This is a genomic window from Sporosarcina sp. FSL K6-3457, from assembly GCF_038007285.1.
GTDB lineage: Bacteria > Bacillota > Bacilli > Bacillales_A > Planococcaceae > Sporosarcina.
On the sequence record NZ_JBBOWX010000001.1, the window covers coordinates 47,045 to 71,738 of the forward strand.

Annotated in this window: 23 protein-coding genes and 2 pseudogenes; 17 read left to right on the forward strand and 8 right to left on the reverse strand. The window is 42.6% G+C overall.

Annotation, left to right across the window (positions count from 1 at the left end; translation table 11 throughout):
• Positions 1 to 196: 196 nt before the first annotated feature.
• Genes N1I80_RS00240 through N1I80_RS00250 form a run of 3 tightly spaced genes read left to right on the forward strand, consistent with a single transcriptional unit; the run spans position 197 to position 3,537 of the window.
• Positions 197 to 1,585: a TldD/PmbA family protein gene (locus N1I80_RS00240; RefSeq protein WP_340735987.1), complete on the forward strand. Its 1,389-nt coding sequence runs from the start codon at positions 197 to 199 to the stop codon at positions 1,583 to 1,585.
• Between the two features lie 4 nt (positions 1,586 to 1,589).
• Complete coding sequence (locus N1I80_RS00245; RefSeq protein WP_340735988.1) at positions 1,590 to 2,933, forward strand: TldD/PmbA family protein; 1,344 nt, start codon at positions 1,590 to 1,592, stop codon at positions 2,931 to 2,933.
• A complete protein-coding gene (locus N1I80_RS00250) occupies positions 2,926 to 3,537 on the forward strand; it encodes an Rpn family recombination-promoting nuclease/putative transposase (protein WP_340735989.1) in 612 nt (203 codons plus the stop codon). The genes N1I80_RS00245 and N1I80_RS00250 overlap by 8 nt, the downstream gene beginning before the upstream one ends.
• Before the next feature lie 47 nt (positions 3,538 to 3,584).
• On the opposite strand, the gene N1I80_RS00255 is transcribed toward N1I80_RS00250, so the two are convergent.
• From N1I80_RS00255 to N1I80_RS00270, 4 genes and pseudogenes are all read right to left on the reverse strand, one after another.
• Positions 3,585 to 4,685 (reverse strand): DUF4179 domain-containing protein, encoded by a 1,101-nt coding sequence (locus tag N1I80_RS00255; protein ID WP_340735990.1) that lies wholly within the window; start codon positions 4,683 to 4,685, stop codon positions 3,585 to 3,587.
• Positions 4,682 to 5,253: pseudogene (locus N1I80_RS00260) on the reverse strand (sigma-70 family RNA polymerase sigma factor). Before N1I80_RS00260 ends, N1I80_RS00255 begins: the two are co-directional and overlap by 4 nt.
• Before the next feature lie 133 nt (positions 5,254 to 5,386).
• A complete protein-coding gene (gene mscL, locus N1I80_RS00265; protein WP_340735991.1) occupies positions 5,387 to 5,773 on the reverse strand; it encodes a large conductance mechanosensitive channel protein MscL in 387 nt (128 codons plus the stop codon).
• 106 nt (positions 5,774 to 5,879) lie between these two features.
• Complete coding sequence (locus tag N1I80_RS00270) at positions 5,880 to 6,188, reverse strand: MGMT family protein (RefSeq protein WP_340735992.1); 309 nt, start codon at positions 6,186 to 6,188, stop codon at positions 5,880 to 5,882.
• 371 nt (positions 6,189 to 6,559) lie between these two features.
• Between N1I80_RS00270 and N1I80_RS00275 the strand changes: the two genes are divergently transcribed.
• Positions 6,560 to 8,293 carry a methyl-accepting chemotaxis protein gene (locus tag N1I80_RS00275; RefSeq protein ID WP_340735993.1) on the forward strand — a complete coding sequence of 578 codons (1,734 nt, stop codon included), beginning with the start codon at positions 6,560 to 6,562 and terminating at the stop codon, positions 8,291 to 8,293.
• Between the two features lie 95 nt (positions 8,294 to 8,388).
• Here the strand turns inward: N1I80_RS00275 and N1I80_RS00280 are convergent, their stop codons facing one another.
• Entirely contained in the window at positions 8,389 to 9,030 is a 642-nt protein-coding gene (locus N1I80_RS00280) for a phosphatase PAP2 family protein (protein WP_340735994.1), read from the reverse strand.
• 128 nt (positions 9,031 to 9,158) lie between these two features.
• Between N1I80_RS00280 and N1I80_RS00285 the strand changes: the two genes are divergently transcribed.
• From N1I80_RS00285 to N1I80_RS00340, 12 genes are all read left to right on the forward strand, one after another.
• Positions 9,159 to 9,731, forward strand: a complete 573-nt coding sequence (locus N1I80_RS00285; RefSeq protein ID WP_340735995.1) for a glycerol-3-phosphate acyltransferase — start codon at positions 9,159 to 9,161, stop codon at positions 9,729 to 9,731.
• Positions 9,732 to 9,735: 4 nt separating this feature from the next.
• Positions 9,736 to 11,304, forward strand: coding sequence for an aminotransferase class V-fold PLP-dependent enzyme (locus N1I80_RS00290; protein ID WP_340735996.1), 1,569 nt, complete (start codon positions 9,736 to 9,738; stop codon positions 11,302 to 11,304).
• 18 nt (positions 11,305 to 11,322) lie between these two features.
• Complete coding sequence (gene ytxJ / locus N1I80_RS00295; protein ID WP_340739932.1) at positions 11,323 to 11,652, forward strand: bacillithiol system redox-active protein YtxJ; 330 nt, start codon at positions 11,323 to 11,325, stop codon at positions 11,650 to 11,652.
• A 33-nt stretch (positions 11,653 to 11,685) separates the two neighbouring features.
• Positions 11,686 to 12,426, forward strand: coding sequence for a 3-oxoacyl-ACP reductase FabG (fabG, locus tag N1I80_RS00300; RefSeq protein ID WP_340739933.1), 741 nt, complete (start codon positions 11,686 to 11,688; stop codon positions 12,424 to 12,426).
• Positions 12,427 to 12,628: 202 nt separating this feature from the next.
• A complete protein-coding gene (locus tag N1I80_RS00305) occupies positions 12,629 to 13,681 on the forward strand; it encodes a fatty acid desaturase (RefSeq protein ID WP_340735997.1) in 1,053 nt (350 codons plus the stop codon).
• A 270-nt stretch (positions 13,682 to 13,951) separates the two neighbouring features.
• Complete coding sequence (locus N1I80_RS00310) at positions 13,952 to 15,082, forward strand: sensor histidine kinase (RefSeq protein ID WP_340739934.1); 1,131 nt, start codon at positions 13,952 to 13,954, stop codon at positions 15,080 to 15,082.
• A 1-nt stretch (position 15,083) separates the two neighbouring features.
• Positions 15,084 to 15,692 (forward strand): response regulator transcription factor, encoded by a 609-nt coding sequence (locus N1I80_RS00315; protein WP_340735998.1) that lies wholly within the window; start codon positions 15,084 to 15,086, stop codon positions 15,690 to 15,692.
• A gap of 186 nt (positions 15,693 to 15,878) precedes the next feature.
• On the forward strand, positions 15,879 to 17,144 hold the full coding sequence (kynU, locus tag N1I80_RS00320; RefSeq protein WP_340735999.1) for a kynureninase: 1,266 nt from the start codon (positions 15,879 to 15,881) through the stop codon (positions 17,142 to 17,144).
• On the forward strand, positions 17,141 to 17,776 hold the full coding sequence (gene kynB, locus N1I80_RS00325) for an arylformamidase (protein ID WP_340736000.1): 636 nt from the start codon (positions 17,141 to 17,143) through the stop codon (positions 17,774 to 17,776). Before kynU ends, kynB begins: the two co-directional genes overlap by 4 nt.
• Complete coding sequence (kynA, locus tag N1I80_RS00330) at positions 17,730 to 18,587, forward strand: tryptophan 2,3-dioxygenase (protein WP_340736001.1); 858 nt, start codon at positions 17,730 to 17,732, stop codon at positions 18,585 to 18,587. Before kynB ends, kynA begins: the two co-directional genes overlap by 47 nt.
• Positions 18,588 to 19,200: 613 nt before the next feature.
• Complete coding sequence (locus N1I80_RS00335; RefSeq protein WP_340736002.1) at positions 19,201 to 20,091, forward strand: D-alanyl-D-alanine carboxypeptidase family protein; 891 nt, start codon at positions 19,201 to 19,203, stop codon at positions 20,089 to 20,091.
• A 154-nt stretch (positions 20,092 to 20,245) separates the two neighbouring features.
• Positions 20,246 to 20,497, forward strand: a complete 252-nt coding sequence (locus N1I80_RS00340) for a hypothetical protein (RefSeq protein WP_340736003.1) — start codon at positions 20,246 to 20,248, stop codon at positions 20,495 to 20,497.
• A gap of 48 nt (positions 20,498 to 20,545) precedes the next feature.
• On the opposite strand, the gene N1I80_RS00345 is transcribed toward N1I80_RS00340, so the two are convergent.
• Positions 20,546 to 21,280: a YqcI/YcgG family protein gene (locus N1I80_RS00345; protein ID WP_340736004.1), complete on the reverse strand. Its 735-nt coding sequence runs from the start codon at positions 21,278 to 21,280 to the stop codon at positions 20,546 to 20,548.
• A gap of 108 nt (positions 21,281 to 21,388) precedes the next feature.
• Between N1I80_RS00345 and N1I80_RS00350 the strand changes: the two genes are divergently transcribed.
• Positions 21,389 to 22,243, forward strand: coding sequence for a dimethylarginine dimethylaminohydrolase family protein (locus tag N1I80_RS00350; RefSeq protein WP_340736005.1), 855 nt, complete (start codon positions 21,389 to 21,391; stop codon positions 22,241 to 22,243).
• Between the two features lie 122 nt (positions 22,244 to 22,365).
• Here N1I80_RS00350 and N1I80_RS00355 read toward each other — a convergent pair whose 3' ends face one another.
• Positions 22,366 to 22,917: a Uma2 family endonuclease gene (locus N1I80_RS00355; protein ID WP_340736006.1), complete on the reverse strand. Its 552-nt coding sequence runs from the start codon at positions 22,915 to 22,917 to the stop codon at positions 22,366 to 22,368.
• Between the two features lie 72 nt (positions 22,918 to 22,989).
• Positions 22,990 to 24,660: pseudogene (locus tag N1I80_RS00360) on the reverse strand (methyl-accepting chemotaxis protein); the annotation flags it as partial.
• Positions 24,661 to 24,694: the final 34 nt, after the last annotated feature.

Here is a 24,694-nt window from a genome sequence, read left to right on the forward strand (position 1 = left end):
CGCCAATAAATCAAATCACATGCCTTTCCTCCCGTTCTGCATTCAAAATAAAACCGTCTTTTTTAAAAAATCACTCCTTGATTAACAATACGATTTTCTAAAATCAAATTACCCTGAAAATACTAAATTATAGATAAAATAACTGTCATTCCGTAGAGTCTTCGCTATAATTAAAAAGTGAAGGGGGAATGGGAACATGATTAAACAATCGATTATAGAAAACGTACTAGAAGCCGCACTCTCGACAGGTGGCGATTTTTCCGAAGTATTTATCGAAGACAAATTTACGAATACAATGGAGCTACAAAGTGGGAAAGTCGAAAAAAGTATTTCTGGTCGTGACTTTGGGATTGGCATCCGGATTTTCTCGGGACTTCAGAGCATATATACTTATACGACCGATTTCTCGGAAGAAGGATTGGTGAATGCGGCAAAACGTGCAGCACTTGCCATCAAAGGCGGGGGGAATGGGACGATTCATCCACTGCTAAAAGAGGAGTTTTCTCCGATTCACAAAATTGCACAAATGCCACAAACAGTAGAGCATGCACGAAAAGTAGCCGTTATGAGAAAAGCGAATGAGATTGCAAGAAATCATGATGAGCGGATTCGACAAGTCGCACTACGTTATATTGACGAAGAGCAAAATGTGCTCATTGCAAACTCTGAAGGGAAATTCGTTGAAGATACACGTGTTTATAGCCGAATGTCCATTCAGGCAACAGCTTCCCAGGGGAATGAAATGCAAACAGGTTTCTATGGGCCAGGTGCACATGCGGGCTTTGAATTTATTGAAAACCTGGATCTTACTCATTATGCAGGCGAAGCCGCACGCATTGCGGTGACGATGCTTGAAGCAGATGAATGTCCGAGTGGGAAGTTCCCGGTCATTATTGACAATGAATTCGGCGGTGTAATTTTCCATGAGGCTTGTGGGCATGGACTTGAAGCGACTGCTGTTGCGAAAAATAACTCTGTCTTCGCGAACCGAATTGGTGAGAAGGTGGCACCTGATATTGTGACGTATATCGACGACGGGACAATTCCTAACGAATGGGGATCCCTTAATATTGACGATGAAGGCGAAAAGACGCGGAAAAATGTCCTCATTGAAGATGGTATTTTAAAAGGCTATCTCATTGATAAATTTAATGCACGTCGTATGAATGCAGAAGCTACGGGCTCTTCACGTCGCCAGTCATATCGGTTCAATCCAACATCACGTATGACGAACACCTATATCGCACCAGGAAAATCAACACCAGAAGACATCATTGCGTCGACAGAAAATGGTATTTACGCGAAATATATGGGCGGAGGCTCAGTGAATCCGGCAACGGGTGATTATAACTTTGCCGTAGCGGAAGCGTATCTCGTGAAAGATGGTAAAATTGACCGCCCTGTTCGTGGTGCAACCTTAATTGGCAACGGTGCGAAAACACTGCAACTTGTTGACATGGTTGGCAATAACTTGGCACATGGGGCTGGAATGTGTGGGTCCATTAGTGGAAGCTTGCCAGTTAACGTCGGCCAGCCGATGATTCGTGTTAGTGAAATTACGGTCGGTGGGACGAAGGGGGAATAAAACGATGACAATCAACGAATTTCAAGAGAAACTATTAGCTAATGCAAATGACGCGGGTTTTAAAGAAGCGGAAGTCTATTATGAAAAATCAGCGTCTCTTCAACTGCATATCTTTGAAGGAGAAATTGATAGTTATGAGACATCTGAAGAAGGCGGTCTCGGTTTGCGCGGTCTCTATAACGGAAAAATGGGTTATGCCTATACAGAAAAAATCGAAGAAGCGTCTATACCGTTTTTGATTGATAGCGCTAAAGCGAATGCAGATGTGCTAGATGAGGATGACGGTACAGATATTTTTGAGGGAAGCACAAACTATGCAGGGCACAACCTTTATAGCGAAGAGCTTGCAAATGTCACGATCCCTGAAAAAATTGAGCTTATTAAGTCGATTGAAAAGAAAACTCTGGCGTATGACCCACGTATTATCACGCTAAATTATTGTGTGCTCCAGGATTACTCCGGAGAACGTGTCATGGCGAACACTAAAGGCCTGTCATTGAATGAAAAAAAGAATGGCTTAGTCATTTTCGTTTCTGCGGTCGCGAAGGACGGGGAAGAAATGAAAACGGGTAGCTGTATTAAAATGACCCAGGACTTCAGTTCTCTCAATGCCGATGAAATTGCGAAAGAGGCAGCAGAAGAAGCGCTATCCAAGCTAGGGGAACAATCGATTCCTGCCGGGAAATATCCGATTGTAATGCGCTATGATGCATCTGCATCGTTACTTGCCACGTTTACACCAATCTTTTCGGCTGAAAACACGCAAAAAGATCAATCGTTATTGAAAGGGAAAGTTGGCGAGAAGATTGCGGCCGAATCATTCACAGTGCTTGACGATCCCTTCCATCCCGATGCTATGGCAGGCACCAACTTTGACGGTGAAGGCGTCGCAACGGGAAAACGTACGATTATTTCAAATGGCACACTTGAAACACTACTGCATAACCGAAAAACTGCGAAAAAAGATGGCGTTGAAACGACAGGGCATGCACGGAAGTCGTCCTATAAAAGCACACTGACAGTAGCGCCACTAAATATGTATATCGCACCTGGTAAAAAGAGCGAGGAAGAATTGATTGGCTCATTGGAGGAAGGTATTCTCATTACGAGTTTGGCGGGCCTTCATTCAGGAGTCAGTACCATTTCAGGTGATTTCTCCGTTGCTGCAACAGGCTTCTATATTAAAGAAGGTAAAATTGCGTCGCCTGTCAAACAGATGACGATTGCGGGTAACTTCTTTAATTATATGAAAGATATTGAAGAGACAGGGTCGGATCTGACATTTGCACCAGGTGGCTACGGCTCACCATCACTTATTGTGAAAGAGCTTGCCGTTACGGTTGATTAAGAGAAAAAGGGCAATCCTGGCGCGATGTTGGGGTTGTCTTTTTTGTCACGACGAAGCAAGGGAAAAGTTCATCAAACTGAAGAAATTCATTCAAATTGTTGTGACGAACTTCTCGTACTTGCCATTGGATGAATTTCATAGTACGTTTCATATAATAGAGAAAAATCAACTGTACATCTATACGGATCATTTGGAAATGCATGTATTGGAACTTCCAAAGATGAAGAAGAAAATTAACGAAGACCCAAGTCAGTTGGAAAAGTGGTTATTGTTTCTCAAGGGAGATAAAAAAACGAAGCAGGAGCTAGCGATGCGAGAATCGACCTTTCAAAAAGTTTATGATGAACTCGATCGAATTAGCCAAGATAAAGAAATGCGTGCCCGTGCCTTATCACGTGATATGTTTTTGATAGACCAAGCAATGTATCGGCAGGATGCTAGGGAGGAAGGGGTAGCGGAAGGTAGAGCCGCAGGAAAAGAAGAAGGTAAAATAGAATTCGTGAAACTGTTACATTCGAAAGGCTCTTCACCTAGTGAAATTGCCACACTTCTCGATCTTCCAATTTTAACAATCGAAGAGTACTTGTCTTCGGAGGAAAACTAATGCGTGAATATTAAAAAGGGACTACCCGTCAAGGCAGTCCCTATTACTCATTTCTCCAATTCAATCACAATGTCTTCCATGACAAACTCTTCTTGCCCAACGCCTGTTTTGACTGGGATGGCAATTTCCTTTTCTTTCCCATCTGCTGTAAATTCGACACCACCTGAATTCGTTTCATCATGAATTCTGAAGGTGACGTGAGGAGTGATAATCAGCTTTGTCGCATTTGGGTCCAGCTTTTCGAATGTTTTACTCCAATTCATTGTGTAGGCGTCTGTACCTGAACCAGCATTGCCTTCTCCAGAATAAACGTTACCCAAATCATCTTTGATTTCTAATTCAATGTCTGCCTCATGCCATTTATCTTGAACTTGCTGAGTTGCCCGTTGGTTGTAATGAACGATGAAAGACATTGGCGTGAACGCTACTTTGTCGATATTAACGGTTAAGCCATTTTTTTTGACACTCTGGTTCGTTAATTGGATTTGGCTATCTATCGCTGGAAGTGAGAATGTGAATTTCCAATTGCCCTTGATTTTTTCACCTGTATAGGTTTGCGAAACACTGTCTATTTTCCATTTGATGTCGATGGTATCTGACGTCAAGCCAAAAGGAGTGATTTTGTCCAAGCCAATATAATGATAATCATCTATTTTTGTAATGCGAGAGCTTCCTCCTGATCCAGTGGCTCCTTTAATTTCAGCCGAACCCATATATAAATCCTCCCCCAAATCTCGATCACTCTCAATGGAATAGGTGATAGCAACTGTTTCCCCATCAAAAACTGCGTCATTAATTGTTATTTTAATGCCATTGCTGTTTTGTGTTAGATTCATTTCAGTCGAAAATTCCTTATAATTATCATACAGTCCTGTTTTCTCGTTATCCAGGAATCTGAAAATATCCCCGATAATTGGAATGTTGCCCGCATAAGCAGGGAACGTTAACCCTACAGTTGCAGTGGATAGGCCGATTACTACGGCAGCTACCGCGACATTCATTTTCCAGCCCATTCTTTTTTTCTTCTTACTGATAGACTTTTTGAGTGTACTTTTCACTTTAGCCTTTTCGAATTCCGTGACTGCCATTTCCTCAAATTCATGGTCATCTACATCCACGTCATTCAGCAATTCGTAAATATCCTTCATATTCTGCTCTCTCCCAACTCTAAAGTAGTGACATTTTGATAGAGTCTCTTTTTCCCACGGTATACGCGATTATCGACTGCAGTGTTGGTCAACCCCAGTTTTTGAGCAATTTCTTCAGTTTTACAGTCGAGGAAAAATTTCATAACAAATATTTCACGGTCCATAGGCTAGGCTCTAACTGGTTAATAAGTTTAATTAATTCAGTACGATCTTCTGATAAAATCAGTTCGTCCTCTGCCGACAAATCTGCATTCCTATCCATATGCTCTGATGAAAACTCTACTTCTTTACTTGCTTTTCTGTAGTAATCAATCGCTTTGAACTTGGTGATGGTACAAATCCATTTTCTAAAATCGGCGGAGTCACCCTTGAACTTTTTCGAATTACTCCAGATGGATAGAAAAATATCATTGATGCATTCGTCGATAATACCTTGGTCATTGAGAGGGATAAGAACCTTGTAGGTAATCCCCTTAACGATAGGTAAATAGGTATCCACGACGAATTCTAATGCATCTTCTTTTTGTCGCTGTAATCGTTTAATAAAATTCTCCTCATTAGACGTCATATGATGATTCCCCTTACTTTGTTGTAAAAGCTTTTACACCCTATACAACGTACTAGAAAATATTATCTCTCATATTGATGGAAAAAAGAGCGGTAAACCACGAAGGTTCACAGCTCTTTTAAGGGGTGTCCTATTATTTTGCTTGCTCGTTTTTCAGCAAGTCGCGAATTTCTTTTAACAGTTCTTCTTTTGTATCAACCTCAGGCACTGCTGCTTCTTCGATGATCTCTTCTTTCCGTTTAAGTTTCATAAGCAAACGGAGAGCCATGAAAATAGCAAATGCAATGACGATGAAATCGAAAATGTTTTGGATGAATAAGCCGTATGAGATTTCTGCATCTAAAAATGTATAGCTAAGGCCAGAAAAATTAATTCCGCCTGAAAGAAGTCCGACAATCGGCATAATAATATCGGCAACAAGAGATGATACAATATTCCCGAACGCTGCCCCGATAACAACCGCAACAGCGAGGTCCAAAACATTTCCTTTTAACGCAAACTCTTTAAAATCCTTTAACATCTGTCTCACTCCCATTCTATCTGTATTGTTATTGTACCGTTTTTGCACATGAACACAATACCCTGGAAGATAAATTTATAAACATAAAGAAGGTCTTACTGGTACATTACCCCTCTTCCGCATCTGGTGGAAACCAACGATAGACAGTCAAATCAACTTTGCCATTTTTAAAATGAACACCTTCCATTTCAAGTAGTTCTTGTTGGTTGCCATCCGTTAGTGAGATTTCCCCTTTGATGTTAATAACACGATGCCACGGCAATTGATACTTTTCGCTCATGGAATGGAGTATCCGCACAACTTGTCGTGCGCCGCGTGGACTACCAGCTGCGGCAGCAACTTGGCCGTATGTCATGACATGTCCAGCGGGAATTCCTTGGAGAATGCGTATGACCCTTTCTGTGAATACGTTCAAATTCAAGACCTCCTGTTCCTTAATCTGTCGAAATAACATCGTTGATTGTAACGGAAACCAATATTATCCATGTTACATGTTTAATAGTTCTATTATGAAATTGATTCATCGACGTTGCAATAATTATTTCTCTTGCTAAAAAGAATCGAAGAAGTAGAATAAAAAACTATGTTATAATTTTCCTAACATTTTGCGTTTTTAGACAAGTTATGTGGTAAAATTCATATAAATAGTGGAGCATTTGTTATAAAGTAAGGCGCTCTTTTGTATTTGGGTAGATAAATCCGTAGGGCCTACTAAGTGAAAAAATCAATAAATAGAAGGGAGTTAGGGCAATTACCTTTATTATGAAAAGGGAGCCGCTGCCCGAAATGAAAATGACAAATTGGCTAAATAACAAAAAGTTAGGTACTAAGTTATTTGGAATTCTAATATTAGCCGTATTGGCAATCGTCATAAGTAGCAGTATTTTGATGACAAATTTAAAAACTACATCGCAGAATCTTGAAAAAGAGTTGTATGATGAATTATACTATTCAACTTATTATCTTTTAAATGCGGATCGGGATTTCTATCAGGCAGACCAAGCCTTTATACGATTTTTAGTAGATCAATCGTTATCAGGTGGAAAAAAAGAGGATCATATTGAAGTGTTCGAAGCGAATGTCAACCAAGTGAAGGAAAGAATGGAAAAGGCGAGGGAGATTTTACTATTAGATGATGGTGTCGATAACAGTGAGTTTGAACCACATTTTGAAAAATTTATTGAAGATCTCTCTCAATGGGAAGTAGAGGTAGGAGCCATTTTGGCAGGAACTACTTTTAATCAAACAAAAATTGATAATTTGGGAGCTGAATTTGACTCAATCCGCAATGGCATTGATGTAATCCAACAAAACCTTGAAGATTCAGCAATAAACCAAGTTCAACTCATCCATAATCAAAATCAAGTATCATTAACTTTTTCATTAAGTATTATTGGGTTATCTGTTCTTATTGTATTTGTATTAGGCATTCTTTTAATTCGCTCCATAAAAAATCCTATCACAAAGCTTTTACATAACTTTCAACTTATATCAGCTACAGATTTAAGGGTGGAACAACTCGATAGTAATCGTAAAGATGAAATCGGTCAACTAGCCCTCGCAAGCAATACGATGGCCAATCATTTAAGAGCTATGATTGCAGACATTCAAGATATTTCCGGAAATGTGGATAGTCATAGTGAGGAACTAACCCAATCATCAAATGAAGTAAAAGTAGGCTCAGAGCAAATTGCTACGACTATGCAAGATCTAGCATCGGGTGCTGAAACACAAGCAAATACAACGAGTGAAGTTTCTTTTGCAATGCAAGCTTTTGCTAAAGAAGTTGAACAAGCAAACGGGAATGGGGAACGTATTTATCAAACCTCAAGTGATGTTCTCGAATTAACAAATGAAGGCAGCTTACTCATCGGCTCTACTAAAAATCAAATGATGCAAGTTGATAGAATTGTTAAAGACTCAGTACAAAAAGTCCAAGGTTTAGATGCTCAGTCTCAGGAAATATCCAAATTGGTGGCAGTGATACAAAGCATCGCCGATCAAACAAACTTACTGGCATTAAATGCAGCTATTGAAGCTGCGAGAGCTGGTGAACATGGCAAGGGATTTGCGGTTGTTGCTGATGAAGTAAGAAAACTTGCGGAACAAGTATCAGTATCAGTTACACATATCACGGACATCGTTGTGAATATCCAATTAGAAACGAGTATGGTAACGAGGTCTTTACAAGATGGTTATGAGGAAGTTGAACAAGGCACTAAACAAATTGAGGTTACGGAAGTAAAATTCAAAGGAATTGATGATGCTATAAAAAATATGGTGAACAATATTCGCAATCTAACTGAAAACTTAACGAGCATTGCCGCAACTAACGAACAACTAAGCAGCTCTATTCAAGAAATTGCTGCAATAACAGAAGAATCGGCCGCCGGCATCGAGCAAACCTCTGCGGCTTCCCAACAAACAAGCAGTTCAATGGAGGAGGTAGCTGGGATTTCCAGCGAACTCGCCCGCTCGGCAGATAAATTAAATGTGCTCATTCATAATTTTAAAATTTAGCTCAATTCAGTAACTGTATTTGTACTGAAAGCACATCAGCTAGCGATTTCCGAAGTCCTTACAGAACTGTATATGTGATGACAAGAAAGATCACTTCAAATGGGAAGTGGTCTTTTCTTATCCTGCCAATACGAATAAATTGTAATAGCAATGGTGAGCCATAGTGCGCTAACCGTAAATCCGCCGACAATATCACTTGGATAATGGACACCTAAATAGATGCGGCTAATGCTGATGGTGAGGATCATAAAGACCATGAACAACAACAGCATAACGCGCCCCGCCGTTTTTTTGATAAAGCCCCAAGCGATAAATGCAATAATGGCGTACAAGCTAAAAGAAATCATTGCATGTCCACTAGGGAAGCTAAAGCCGTGTGCATCAAGAATGCGATGAATATCTGGTCGCTCTCTTTTGAAATATAGTTTCAGCAAGGTGTTGAACAATGGTGTTCCGGCTATGACGATGAGTAATAGCCAAGCTTGAGGGCGAGCGCGCAGACCAAAGTAAAGAATGGCAGCGAGAATTAAAGCCATTGGTACAACAACGTAACCAGACCCCATCCATGTGAAAAATGTCAGGACAGTCGTCCGCCACGGCGCTTCTAGTCCCTGAACAAAGCTGATAACGGCTATGTCGAAGGGAGCAATCGTGCTGTTGTTCATAGTTGTTGCGATATAGATAAATGTAGTACTTAAGCCGATAATAAGAATAAAAGACCATAGTAAGTTGCGCATAACAACCACTCCTTCCAACTGCGATTTATTCTATAATATATCCCTGAATAAAGATAGCTACACAATGTCGTCCTTATTGAAAAGTGCTACACTAGAAAAAACGATTACTTAATTGAAAAGGACCGATTATGACACTATTTCTTCTATTAGTAGGCTCGTATATGCTTGGCAATGTATTGACGGCCTCTATCATTAGTAAGTTCCTTTATAAGAAAAATATTCAGGTAGAAGGCAGCGGCAATCCGGGTGCGCGTAATGCGGGCCGTGTATTGGGCAAAAAGGCGTTCGTTGCGACTTTTATAGGAGATGCATTGAAAGGTGCAGTTGCAGTGCTTGTCGCAAGGTGGTTCGGTTTTTCAGCGCCTGTTGAACTGCTAGCTCTTTTCGTCGTTATGTTAGGGCATAACTATCCCGTCTGGTTACGATTTCGCGGGGGAATGGGGGTTTCGACTTTTATAGGTGGCATGCTGGTGTTCAATCCATTGTTATTTTCGGTGTTTATTGGAGTGTTTGTGGTTGTTTATCCGTTTTTAAAAAGCTTCACGGTTGCAGGACTTAGTGCGGTCGTCTGGATGCCGACGTTAGTGCTTCTATTTTCATATGGCCTTCCTGCGTTCGTGATTACCTGCTTGTTGGCTGCTCTTCTTTTATTCGCCCATCGCGAGGACTTGAAAGAGAAATTACTGGTGAAAAGGGGTTAAATGTATGGGGTTGCTCTATAAAATTGCAGAAACACCTTCAGAATTTGAACAGATTCATGAATTGAATTACCGTACGTTTGCCGAAGAAATTCCTCAGCACGGGCGTAACGAGTCGCACAGACTTATTGATAAATTTCATGATGAAAATACATACATTATCGGCGTCAAAGATGACCGGGTTATTGGGATGATCGCGGTCAGAAGTGAGCGCCCCTTTTCGTTGGACGGAAAAATTGGTCCAGTGGAGAAGCAATTACCCTTTCAGGCTGAAAAATTAGTAGAAATTAGGCTTTTGGCGATTGAGCAGGCATATCGCAACGGTCGTGCTTTTCTAGGGCTTGCCCAAGCGTTAGTCCGGTATTGTTTAAAAGCGGGCTATGATGCGGCGCTTATATCAGGAACGGTTAGAGAACAGAAATTATATAGGCAGCTTGGATTTTCACCATTTGCTCAATTAACAGGTACAGAAGAGGCTGCGTTCCAACCGATGTATTTGACGAAAGAGACATTTGAGGCAGGAGTTGCGGGAAGAATATCAAAGCCGTCCGTTAATTTTTTACCGGGTCCTGCGACGATTTCTGAAGAAGTGAAGAAGACGATGATGGCAGAGCCCTTTTCACATCGTTCGCCCGAGTTCAACAGTGTGCTCAAACACGTGAAAAACAGGTTGATGTCATTGACAGGCGCGAAATACGTCCAACTTCTGCAGGGGACAGGAACACTAGCAAACGATGTCATTGCGGCACAATTAAGTATCCGCAGTGGTAAAGGGCTTATTCTTGTCAACGGGGAATTCGGTTTGCGGCTCACTGATCATGCACAGCGTTTTGGCTTGGACTATGACATTATCGAAATGGAATGGGGAGCAGCCTTTCGTGAAGCGGACATTCGGAATGCAGTAAGGACAGGTCGCTACAGTTGGTTATGGTCTGTCCATTGTGAAACATCGACAGGTGTCTTAAATGATTTGGTTTCATTGCAAAAAATTTGTGTACAACAAGGAGTTGCACTTGCCGTCGACTGTGTCAGTTCAATTGGGACAGCACCAGTCAATCTCACAGGTGTCACATTTGCTTCTGGGGTTAGTGGGAAAGGGTTGCTAAGTTATGCAGGTTTGTCTTTCGTTTTCCATCATGAAGACATAGCCGCCTGTCATGAATTACCGCGTTATCTCGACTTGGGTAATTACGCAGAAGCAGGGGGCATTCCTTATACGCAATCGTCCAACTTGCTGTCCGCACTTGACGCAGCCTTACAAAAGTTTGAGCATCCAGAAGAAGTGTTTGCGACGATTGGAAATCGTGCGTATAAGGTGAGAGAAGGTGCTGAGCAGGCGGGGCTTACAGTTTTGGCTGAACAACAGCATGCGTCTCCTACAATCATAACGATTGTGCCGCCAGCAGGCCTTTCTGCCGGACAACTGGGGGATAACTTATTTTTGAATGGTTTCAATGTCCATTATGAAAGTAGTTATTTACGCGATAGGAATTGGCTCCAAATTTCATGTATGAATGATGTGAAGGATAAAGAACTAGATGTTATGCTTAGTATGTTGGCTTCACTAACACTTTGAAATGGAGATGAAAAATTGATGAAAGAATTAGAGACCATTCAAGATTGGCAAGCCGTATTAGAACAGTCAAAAGAAGAACGATTATTCCTGTTGAAACATAGCACAGCCTGTCCAGTCAGTACAGCTGCTTTGCGAGAGTTTGATGAATTGGTAACGGATATTCCAAAATACTTTTTGAAGATTCAACATCATCGCCCGGTTTCTGCTGAAATTGAAAGCAATTTAGGCAGGCGTCATGAGTCACCGCAACTATTTTTAGTGAAAGATGGAAAAGCACTGTGGGAGGCTACGCACCGCGCCATTACAAAATCAAAGATTAACAAAGCTTTAGAAGAGTTAGAGGAATAAGAAATAAATAGAATGTGAATGGGGGAGTACATGTTGCGTTTACAGAGTAAAACCGCGGTCATTACAGGTGGAGCGAATGGAATTGGTGCTGTTGCAGCGGCACTCTTTGGGCAACAGGGAGCACAAGTAGCGATTCTTGATTTTGATGAACAAGCAGGGGAAGCGAAGGCGCAGGAATTGCGAGATGCAGGGGTAGATACCGCTTTTTTCAAAGTAGATGTTTCTGATAATGATCATGTTAAAGAGGTAGCGGGTCAGGTAGTTGGTAAGTTTGGCAAAGTGGATATCCTCATTAACAATGCTGGTATTACAAAAGATGCAATGCTGTTAAAATTGGATGCCGCGGATTTTAAACAAGTCATTGACGTTAATTTGACGGGTGTATTCAACTGTACACAAGCTTTTTTGCCGGCAATGCTTGCTCAAGGTAAGGGGAAAATTATTAATACATCATCTATTGCCGGAACAGGCGGCAACGTTGGGCAAACAAATTATGCAGCGTCGAAAGCGGGCGTTATTGGTATGACGAAAACATGGGCAAAAGAATTTGGACGCAAGGGCATCAATGTTAATGCAGTCGCACCGGGTTTCATTGAGACAGATATGATTGGCACGATACCTGAGAAAGTGATGGGGCAGATTAAATTATTGACGCCTTATACACGACTCGGTACACCCGAAGACATCGCAAATGCTTATTTGTTTTTAGCTTCTGATGAATCGGATTTCATTAATGGGACGGTCCTTGAAGTGGATGGCGGTATGTTGAAGTAAAGAGTAGTGCGCAGAAGGGCTATTCCTTAAAACAGGAATGGCTTTTTATTTTGACCAGACAAGTGTTTGTGAAAAAATTCACATTAAGTGACACTTATCATATTATAATTCATGACATTTATGTCTTCTGTGAAGTTTGAAAGTTCTTTACTATGAGAGTAAGAAGTAAGCGAGCGAAAAAACATCCACTAGGGAGGATATTATGAGTAAAGAAAAAACGAAGCAGCTGCACAAAGATGTTGCACCATTTGCAAAGTCAGATCAAAAGAAAAGTATTATGCAAATTGTCAATACGATACCCCCATTTTTACTATTATGGTTTTTAGCCTATCAAAGCTTGTCCGTGTCCATTTGGTTGACACTAGGAATTTCCGTGATTGCGTCTGGATTTGTCATCCGCACATTCATCATTTTCCATGATTGCACGCATGGTTCATTTTTCAAAAATAAAAAGATGAATGATATTGTAGGTACGGCTACAGGTGTGTTGACGTTGTTTGCTTATGAAAAGTGGAAACGTGAACATTCTATTCACCACGCAACAAGCTCGAATCTCGATAAGCGCGGTGTTGGGGATATTTGGGTCATGACGATTGAAGAGTATGTAGAGGCCTCGAAATGGCAGCGTCTTGCTTACCGTTTGTATCGTAATCCACTTGTGATGTTTGGATTTGGTCCACTGTATCTTGTACTGATTTCAAGTCGTTTTAATCGCAAGGATGCTCGGAAGAAAGAGCGTAATAATACGTATTTGACGAATGTGATTTTGGTTGCTTTATATACAGGTATGATTTTACTTGTTGGTTGGCAGGCATTCCTCATTGTTCAAGGGTCTATCATGTTTATCGCAGGTGCGCTTGGGATTTGGTTGTTCTACATTCAGCATACGTTTGAAGACTCGTATTTTGAAGAAGAATCTGATTGGGATTATGTGAAAGCTGCTGTTGACGGCAGTTCTTACTATAAATTACCACGTGTGTTACAGTGGGCGACAGGGAATATCGGTTTCCACCACGTGCATCATTTAGCACCGCGTGTTCCGAATTACAATTTGGAAGTGGCACATGAATCAACACCGCCCCTTCACCAGGCAACGACAATTACAATCAAAACAAGTTTGCAATCGATTCGCTTCCGCTTGTATGATCCAGAACGCAAAAGGTTTGTGGCATTCAAAGAAGTGAAGCATCTTGTGAAGAAGGCGAGAGCTTCGATCGATTTGAAACCAAAACGTACGAGTTTTGATACAAAATAAATTGCCAACCAGCCATCTCTTTCATGGGATGGCTGGTTTATTTTCATTCAGCGGAAGACTTCCATCTCTATAGAGGAGGTGGATGAGATTTTATTTTCCTGTTCAGTGGGTTTTCAAACTCCCGCTGAATTAAAACAAAGCCTCCGGCGGATGTCACAGATTTTGAAAGGAGTCAATCGAGCAAGCTCGATTCAAAATCTAGACGCAATTATGCCGAGGCGTAATTGATTTTGCTATAATGGAAGTAAGATGGGATGGTGAATGCACAATATGCAAAGCTGGTATAGTATTTTTCCAAAAAATCCATGGTTGAGTATTTATGCGTGGGTAATTTTTTGTTTTTTACCGTTCTTTTTCATTTTCAGGTCATCCTCACCGATTGAAATTTCTATCGGTATATCGCTATTATTTTTGTTCTTTTTGTCATTCCGCTTTTCATTCAAATCAAAAAGTGGGCTTGTCTATATGTGGCTCAGTTTTGAGATGGTCATTAGTGTTGGGATGACGTTGTTATTTGGCTATGTGTACTTATCTATATTTACTGCGTTTTTTATAGGGAATATCCGTAATCCAGTTGGGTTTTTTATTATTTATGGACTGCATATTGCGTTCACGGTGGGTGCGATTGTTGCAGGTTTCTTCATCGAAATTGAATTGTTTTTGCCGCAGGTCCATTTCATCCTTATTTCTGTCATTGGGACGGTTTTGCTGCCATTCAATTTGTATAATCGCAATAAGCGTGAGAATTTAGAGGGGCAATTGGAGGATGCGAAAGAACGGATTTCAGAATTAATCATTATGGAGGAACGTCAACGGATTGCTCGTGATCTCCATGACACGCTTGGGCAGAAGTTATCGCTGATTGGCTTGAAGAGTGATTTAGCAGGAAAATTGGTGTCGCGTGATCCGCATGCAGCTGAAAAAGAGTTGCATGATATACGTCAGACGGCCAGTACGGCATTGAAGGAAGTACGCGAGTTGGTGGAGGATATGCGTGCGATGAAGCTGGAAGATGAATTGATGCGAATTCAGCAAATTTTGAAGGCGGCAGAAATGGACTTCACGGTTGTCGGTGATCCGACATTTACTAATATCCCGGCAATTGTCGAAAATGTGTTGAGTATGTGCTTGAAAGAAGCTGTGACAAATGTTGTGAAACATAGCTATGGGACGTCTTGCTCGATTGCATTTGAACAGTTGCCAGATGAGTTTGTTATTAATGTGGAAGATAACGGGATTGGAATTACGAGAGGTGGAGAAACGTTACCAGGCAGTGGGCTGAAGGGGATGCGAGAACGACTCGAATTCATAAACGGTAGCCTCCAAATTGAGGGGGGCGAAGGTACGAAACTATCGATTCGAGTTCCTGTCATTATAAAACATATTGTGGAGGACGATTGACATGATACGTATTGTTATAGCAGAAGACCAAGGAATGATGCTTGGAGCACTGGGCTCATTACTCAATTTGGAAGAGGATATGGAAGTTGTCGGGATGGCGAAAAATGGGGAAGAAGCGGTTGCGTTAGTGAAGGAGCAGCAGCCTGATGTGTGTATTATGGACATTGAAATGCCGGTGATGACGGGGCTTGATGCGGCGGAGGCATTACGAGGCAAGGATTGTAAAATTATCATTTTGACGACGTTTGCAAGGACGGGTTATTTTGATCGCGCCCGAAAAGCGGGGGTACGGGGCTATTTGTTGAAGGATAGTCCAATCGAGGAGCTTGTTAGTTCTATCCGCACGATTATGGATGGCAGAAGGATTTATGCACCGGAGCTTGTAGATATTGCTTACGGGGATGATGAAACGGAAAATCCGTTAACGGAGCGTGAAAGCCAAGTGCTAGGGCTTATCGCAGATGGCAGGACGACGAAAGAAATTGCAGGTGAGTTATATTTAACGCCAGGGACTGTGCGCAATTATATTTCCACCATTCTTGAAAAGCTCGGTGCAGGGAATCGGATTGAGGCGATTTCTCGTTTTAAGGAGAAGGGCTGGTTTAAGTGAATGATTGTTTGAGGGAGCCGACAGAAATGTCGGTTTTTTTGTGGCGAAAGGGGCATGGCGGTCATAAGCTTACTTGTGCCGGTCATAACACGCTCCATGCCGGTCATAAACCCTATTCGCAAGGTACATTCGCAGTATGGTATGCTGAAATGGAATACTGAAAGTTCGCATAAGGGGGAATTGGAGATGTTTGGAGTTGATTATGCACAGGGGCTTGACGGTAAAGACGAACTTGCGAAGTATAAGGATGAGTTTTACCTACTAAAAGAGACGATATATATGGATGGTAATTCGCTCGGGTTATTATCCAAACGAGCGGAGCGGACATTGCATGAATTGTTAGATTCATGGAAAACGCTAGGCATTGATGGTTGGACGGAAGGCGCTAATCCGTGGTTTTATTTGTCAGAGTCAGTGGGGGAGAAAATGGCGCCACTAGTTGGGGGACTAGCAAGCGAAGTGATCGCGACAGGGTCGACAACAACAAATCTGCATCAGCTTGTGGCAACGTTTTACAAGCCTTCGGGAAATAAAACAAAGATTCTTGCGGATGAACTTAATTTCCCATCAGACATTTATGCGTTAAAAAGTCAGCTCTTATTAAAGGGCTACGAGCCTGCTGAACATCTCGTTCGTGTCAAAAGTCGTGATGGCAGATTGCTAGACGAAACAGATATTATTGCAGCGATGACGGATGATATTGCGCTTATTGTTTTGCCAGCGGTGCTCTATAGAAGTGGGCAAGTATTGGATATGGAGCGGCTGACAGCGGCGGCACGTGAGCGTGGGATTCCCATTGGCTTCGACTTATGCCACTCAGTTGGTGCCGTCGAGCATGCCTTGCATAATTGGGGAACGGATTTCGCTTTTTGGTGCACGTATAAGCATTTGAATGGCGGACCTGGTTCCGTTGCGGGCTTGTTCGTTCATGACAAGCATTGCGGTACAGCGCCTGGATTAGCCGGCTGGTTTGGTTCCAAAAAAGACTCGCAGTTTGATATGGATCATACGATGGATTCGGCAGTGGATGCAGCGGCCTACCAAATTGGAACGCCGCATATCCTCAGTCTAGCGCCGGTCATAGGTGCGCTTGAATTGTTTGAGGAGGTAGGCATTCAACGTGTTCGTGAAAAGTCACTTCAACTAACAGCCTATATGCTGGAATTAATTCGAGAAGAGCTATCCGTTTATGATTTTACTATTGGCAATCCGCTTGATGACTCGCGCGGGGGTCACATCTTACTTGAACACGAGGAAGCGGCTCGTATTTGTAAAGCGCTGAAAGCAGAGGGAGTTATTCCAGATTTCCGTACACCAAATGGCATTCGATTAGCACCTGTTGCTTTGTATAATTCCTTTGAAGACGTCTGGCATACCGTGCAGAAACTGAAAGTCATTATGGATGACAAGCGCTATGAAAAATTCACCAATCAAAGGGGTGTTGTGGCATGACAGAGAAATGGATTGATATTTCACAGCCGCTTCAAAACGACATTGCAGAGTGGCCAGGCGACACGCCGTTTACGTATGAAGTTGCGTTTGTGAAAGCAGATACGGGTTCCGTTAATATTGGCAAGATGACAACAAGTACACATATGGGGACGCATATCGATGCGCCGTTTCACTTTGATGATAATGGCAAGCGCGTGCTCGATTTACCGATTGACTTGTACATCGGACGAGCGCGAGTGATTGATGTGACAGGTGCAGAAAGTGTTGGGCGCGCGGAGTTGGAAGGTATCGATTTCGGAGGTGCAGAACGGATTTTATTGAAAACAGGGAGTCGTCCGGATGCGAATGTATTTCCGAAGGAGTTTACCGTGTTGCGTGCAGATATTGGGTCTTTATTGAAAGAGCGGGGGGTTCGGCTGATTGGCGTCGATACGCCATCCGTTGATCCAGAAGACAGCAAGCTATTGGAGGCGCATCATGCGCTCAATAACAACGGCGTGATGATTTTGGAGAATATCGTACTCAGTGCAGTGGAGTCGGGGGATTACGAGCTCATTGCGTTGCCATTACCGTTGAGGGATGGCGATGGTAGTCCTGTACGTGCGGTATTGCGGAGGTGGGCTCATGAGTGAAAAAGGAATTCATACGGATTTTCGGGATAATATGACATACGGGGAGTATTTGCATCTCGATACATTGTTGTCGAGTCAGCAGCGCTTGTCTGGGCATCATGATGAAATGCTGTTCATCGTCATTCATCAAGTAAGCGAATTGTGGATGAAGCTTATTTTGCATGAGTTGGGTACGGCGATTGATTTGATTGAAAAAGACGAACTGCCGGAAGCTTTTAAAATGCTGGCGCGCGTGTCTAGAACACAGACGCAGATTATTCAGGCATGGGATGTGTTGGCGACGTTGACACCTGCTGAATATATGGAGTTTCGTGGGAGCTTGGGCAGGGCGTCGGGCTTCCAGTCGTATCAGAATCGACTCATCGAGTTTGCGCTAGGCTATAAGCAGTCACATATTTTGAAAATTTACGAGAAAGACCAGGAGCTAGCAAGTGAACTCGAAGCGGCCTATCGTGCGCCGGGTATTTACGATGTGGCGATACGCGCGCTGGCAAGGGCCGGCTTCGCGATTACGCCCGAATTGCTGACTCGCGACTTTACTGTTACGTATCAAGGAGATTCGACAGTGGCAGATGCTTGGCTTGAGGTGTACCGCAATGTCGATGATTATTGGGATTTATATCAGCTTGCGGAGAAATTGGTCGACATCGAAGATAGCCATCAGCAATGGCGCTTCCGCCATATGAAAACGGTCGAACGGATCATTGGTTTTAAAATGGGAACAGGTGGCTCGTCTGGTGTGAACTATTTGAAGTCGGTACTCGACCATCGCTTCTTTCCAGAATTATGGGATGTGCGCACAAAATTATAACTTTAATCAGCAAATACATTTGCTGATTAAGGAGGAATGAAGTTCAAATCCTCCTTGTTAAGCCTCCGGCGGATGTCATAGATTTTGAGGGGAGTTAAGGAAGGCAGTCTAAATTCGCGACGTCCTGAAAGGCAAGTGCCTTAATTTCTGCAAAGAACGCAGAAATACGGCAAATCGAACCCTGCGCTGTTCGATTCGCAACGACTGCATGACCTACTTCCTGTAGGCCTCAAGCTCAATTCAAAATCTAGACGCACTCACGCCGAGGCGTGAGTGAATAAAGAAAACTCCGCTCAGAAGGATTGCAGTCTTCCGAGCGGAGTTTTTATATGTTCAACATATAACAGCAGGTGGTTCTTCATAAAACAGGTATCAGCAATGAACCTGTCGAACTGATTACGCATCGACTGTAGGAACGCCTCCTCGAACCGCTGTGGCCCATTGCCCCAACCTTCAAACGCCCCCCATCATCATATCGTTAGTCTATACTATTCGGGAAAGCTGGCGGTGGTGTGTGTGAGGAAACTTAAGAAATTCTTCATGATTATTCTACAAGATTCTTCATTTTCGATGTTTATAATGAAAGGATAGAAATGAATGAGGTGTGAATGAAATGAAGAAATTAGGATTGATTATAGTGATTTGTGCGCTCAGCCTCGCCTTTGTGTGGAAGGACAAGCTGTTGATGTCAGAAGAGGACGTTGAGATGAACAGCAGTGCGGAAGCTACTATTGTTATGGAAGCAGAGACGGGAAAAGTATTGTATGAAGACAATAGTAAACAACCATTGCCAATTGCGAGTATGTCCAAGCTGATGACACAATACTTGGTGCTCAATGCCATAAATAATGGGACATTAACATGGGAAAGTGTTTACCAGCCAAGTGAGTATGTGCAGCAGATGACACAGCAAGCGGGTGCGGTTAAATTGGGCATAGTGGCAGGTCACTCCTATACAGTAGAAGAGTTGTTCATCGCCATGACTGTCATCTCGGCAAATGATGCTGCTATGGCACTTGCTGAAATGGTTGGCGGAACGGAAAAGGCCTTTGTTGGGTTAATGAATAAACAAGCAACACATTTCGGGCTCAAGGAGACGACTTTTTACAATGCCAGTGGGCTGGATGGCGACTATATCGGCAAAGGACAAGATGAAACAAATCTGTCATCTGCTCGAGATGTCGCAGTGCTAGCGCAGCAATTATTAGCCAAATATCCTGAAGTGCTCGACGTTGCAAGAATGACTGACTTTACGACAAGTGAAGGTGCACGACTATGGAGTACAAATTTAATGCTGCCAGGCATGCCGCAAGCTTACCCTGGAATCGATGGATTGAAGACCGGTTATACAGATCAGGCAGGTTCATGTTTGGTCAGTACAGGTGTTTTCGATGCTCGGCGGATTATTACGGTTGTGATGGATGTGGAAGCAGGCGGAATGGATACCATTAACCCGCGATTTGAGTTGACAAAAGAGCTTATTGAGCGGTTTGTGATGAAGTAAGATTTGGGTTGTTAATGATGTTTCAGTATTTGATTGAATAGAATATACGTTCTATAATAAGAAGTGTAAACGGGAGATGTTGGTATGGTACGCAACTGCGGAGAAATAATTCGCTGTATTTCCCGGGAAATCGACAGAGGGCGAGGCGATTGACGTGGAAAGAGATTGGACGCATAAGAACATGGCCATTCAAATTCAGCAGATTGTACAAATCGAGGATGCTTGTGGCATTACTTTTTCTCCAGAAATGTTGGCGCACTTGAAAGTTGGAATAGGCGAAGAGGTACAAGTAGTGATGACTGAAAATGATTTAATCATTCGAAAAGTACTTCCGACCAACTATCTTGATGGTGATTCGGATGGCCTGCAAGACATTGTGCATGAAGCCAAGGAAATGTACAAGTAAGGCAGGGGACACCATACGAAGACAAAGGCCGCCCAATTTGGACGGCTTTTACTCCATGTCCTTATGCTTAAACGGACAATTTCCTTGAATAGGCTCCGCATCATCTCCGATGAAAAACTGTTTCCATTCATGATGCGTCGGATCGCCAAAATGACTAATGTCAGGATGCTTCGGTAACTGATCCCAGACTGCCACACGCTCCCGTACTTTTTCGCGTGACATCATTCCACCGGGTTCTGTTCCTTTTAATCCCTCAAAAATTGTCCTAGGCTGAAACCCAATCACCATTGCGTTACCAAGATCCCGTGTTTTCCGTTGCTTATAAGCGGGTGCATTGCCAAAAACAAAAATGGGCTCTCCGTGGAAATGAAAATCCCACAAGTAATGCTCCGAATTTCGCGGGCTCCTAGCAGGCCATTCTATCTTATCTACTTCGTGCAAGTATTGTAGAATCTCCCAAAATTGCTGGCGATAATCCTCTAACAAACCTTCTATTTCAAAAGGCTCTACAAATACAAATAACCCATGTCGCTTATGATTGGGCTCTTTGAACAATGCCAAAAATGACTTCAATGCAGCCGGCAAATGAGACCAATCATCTTGTGTCACATAGGCATAACGCAATTCACCTTTCAGCTCACCATTCATCCCGAAATAACAGGGAAATGTCTTATCCGTCACTGTCTTATGAAACGTTCGGTATTCCTTCAACAACCAATCGGGCAAGTCCGTACGCTTTGCAAAATCCTCTTTTGTCAATAAAGCATCTTCTGTCTGCATCATGATACTTCCTCCATTCCAGTAATTTTTACTACTCTAAATAAGCATGTTTAAATCAACTGTCAAAGGGAACACCAATGAAGACGACTACATTTATTTGGAGGATGAAAAATGAGCACCCCAGTGGAAGAGACACCGTTAACTCAGTGCGATACAGAATATGATACGCTGCGCCGTGTCATCCTATGCCAGCCAAAATTCATGTCAATCGAAGAGGTAATCAATGATGTACAAAAGAAGTATGAAGATGAAAATATAAACGTGGAACTTGCGATGAAACAACATAAAAACTTTGAAAAAATGCTGAAGGAATACGGAGTCGAAGTCATCAAACTGCCGTCATCCGCACAATTCCCAGAACAGGTTTTCACGCGAGACATTGGTTTCACCGTTGGAGACGATGTCTTCGTTGCAGAAATGGCTAGCGATATTCGTAAGGGAGAGGAAGAGATACTTGAGGAGTGGTTGGAAGACGAGGATATCTCATTCCAAACAACGACAGATCGAGTCGAAGGCGGAGACGTCATTGTAGATCGGAGCACGCTATACGTCGGCATCAGCAGTCGTACATCTGAAGAAGCAGTCCGGAAATTGAGGCATGATTTACCTGACTACGAAATTATCCAAGTTCCATTTAATGAAAAATACTTGCACCTCGACTGTGTATTCAATATTTTATCACCCGAAGTAGGGCTAATCTTCCCGAAAGCACTCGATGCAGAAACAATCGACATGCTTTCAGCAAGGAAATATAAACTCATCGAAGTATCCGAAGCAGAACAATTTACATTGGGCACAAATGTCCTTTCAATTGGCGATAAAAAAGTGTTCAGCCTGCCACAAAACAAAAATGTGAACACGCAAATGCGTGCCCACGGATTTGAAGTCATCGAAGTCGATTTCTCTGAAATTATTAAATCTGGCGGTTCCTTTAGATGTTGCTCAATGCCGATTGTTAGGGAATAGGAAGGGAGTGGAAACCTCACTGTGGAGTGAGGTTTTTCATGTTGTAAACAGCATAGCGGTCGAAATAAGTCCTGCGCCAATCGTAAATTTAATGAATTGAAAAAGCACCCTCTACGGATGGTTTAGTTTGAAAATATTTTATTCAAGTCAATTGTCAGTTCCGAAAAAACAAATGATGACAGGGTATCTTCATGCCCAAATACTTGCCGTTTTAGGTATCTGCCTTCCGATAAGCCGTACACTTCAATGGTTTTATTATGAGGGTCGGCAAGCCAATATTCTGTAACGCCAGTCCGTTCATATAAATTAAATTTATGGTTACGATCTTTTAAGGCGGTAGAGGGGGACAAGACTTCAATCATTAAGTCCGACGCACCTTGTGCACGCTTTTCTCCAACCTGATTTTTATTACAAAATACAGAAATGTCAGGCTGTACAATTGTATACTCATCTACCTCATCAATTTGGATATCGTAAGGTGCTACAAATACAGAACAACCATCATTGCCAAAATGTGTCCGTAGTGCGAAAAAAAGTTCTCCGACAATTTGTTGATGGTGTGTGGTAGGAGCAGGCGTCATGTTGTAGGGTATGCCGTCAATCAATTCCCAACTGCCATCCCATTCGATAATTTCTGAAATCGTTATTCTTCGATTAGTTTTTGACTCTGCCATCAAAATCCCTCCGAATCCTTTTCTTCAGTATAGCATGGGAATGCGTTATCGCATGTCATGTACCTACTCTTTTTAGACCGTAAACCGCGCCATATCACCTTGCAGTGTCTCCGCCAGTTTGGACAGCGTTTGTGCACTTGATGAAATTTCTTCAGTAGTCGCTAGCTGTTCTTCGGTTGCGGCGCTTGAGGATTGCGCTTCACTGGCTGATTGCATTGCAAGCTCTTCGATGCTAGCTGATTCATAGGCCACTTTATCTGTCATTGTGCGAATATGTTCAATTGCGATAGAAACAGTGGCGAGCTTCTGGCTCATATCAGCCGCCGCGTTCTCAATACTGTTAAATATGGCTCCCGTTTTTTCGGTAACTACAAGCCCCGCTTGAACACGTTGGCTGCTATCTTCCGTACTCGTAACAGCTCGGCCTACATTGTGAATCATGGCATCCATCATCCGACCAATTTCAGCCGCAGACTGCTTGGATTGTTCAGCGAGTTTACGGACCTCTTCGGCTACAACTGAAAATCCTTTGCCATGTTCACCGGCTCGTGCTGCTTCAATTGCTGCATTCAATGCCAATAAGTTAGTTTGGTCTGCAATACCTGTTATGAGTGCTGTTACAGTACGAATTTGTTCCGAATGTGTCGCCATTTCACTGATGATGTCCGTAGATTGTCCCATTGTTGTGCGAATGGATTGCATCTGATGGGTGAAATCATTCATGAAGGTCGCTCCATCGTCGACAAGTTGCGAAACTGATGCCGAAGCACTTTGTAAGGCTTCATTGTCTGCCGTAATGCGGTCGATGCCGGTGACCATTTCAGCGATGGAAACAGCGGACTCTTTCACAGTGGACGCTTGTTGTTCATTGGTTAACAAATTACGCTCTGTTATGCCTGCGACCATTTCAGAAGCAGCAAGGCTTTCTTCGGAGCTAGCAGATAATGCTTCAGCATGATTAGCGAGTTGGTTGGCAGAAGATCTTGCATTCGTAATAATACCGCGGAGATCTGCTACCATATCATTCAAAGCATCCGCCATTTCCCCTAGCTCATCTTTGTTACGAATGACCGTGGGGTCCACAGCAAAATCACCAGTTGCTAATCTTTTCAGCATTCCTGTCATGGTTCCGACAGGCCGGGCAATACTAAGGCTAATGTGGCGCGCAATGACGATACTAGCGACAATAGCAAATCCAATCATGCCGGCAATGAGTAGGCGAATCCATTGCAAGACATCTTGCAACTCCTTTTCGGTCACCGCTTGCTGACTTTCTTGGTGTTTAATCAATTCTCGAAGGGTGTCAGTGACAGCAATTTCGTAAATCTGTCCCTCGGCAGCTATTTTTGACGCCGTTTCTAGCTGACCATCTTGTATATCACGAATGACAATTTCACTAATATCCTGATAACTGATTAACGCTTCTCGCACTTCCTTCAATAGCTCTCGTGCAGAGGGTGTGCGGACAAGTCGATCCAATTCTTTCAAGTTTGCTTTACTGGCCGCGATGACCTCCTCGCGACGCGTCAAATACGACTCATCCTGATAAATGAAAAACCCAGAGATATTTTTGGCATCTTCATTTTGCTGCGCTAATAATTGCTCGAACAACACAACTTTACGTATTTTATCGTCTATTAAATAACGGTACTCATCATTTAATTTCGTCAATGTCCATAATCCGGTGACGCCAATGAGTATTAAAATAACTAATAGAGATGAAAAGCCGATCCATAACTTTTTCCCAACAGTGATTTTCATGTCTAAAGACCCCCTA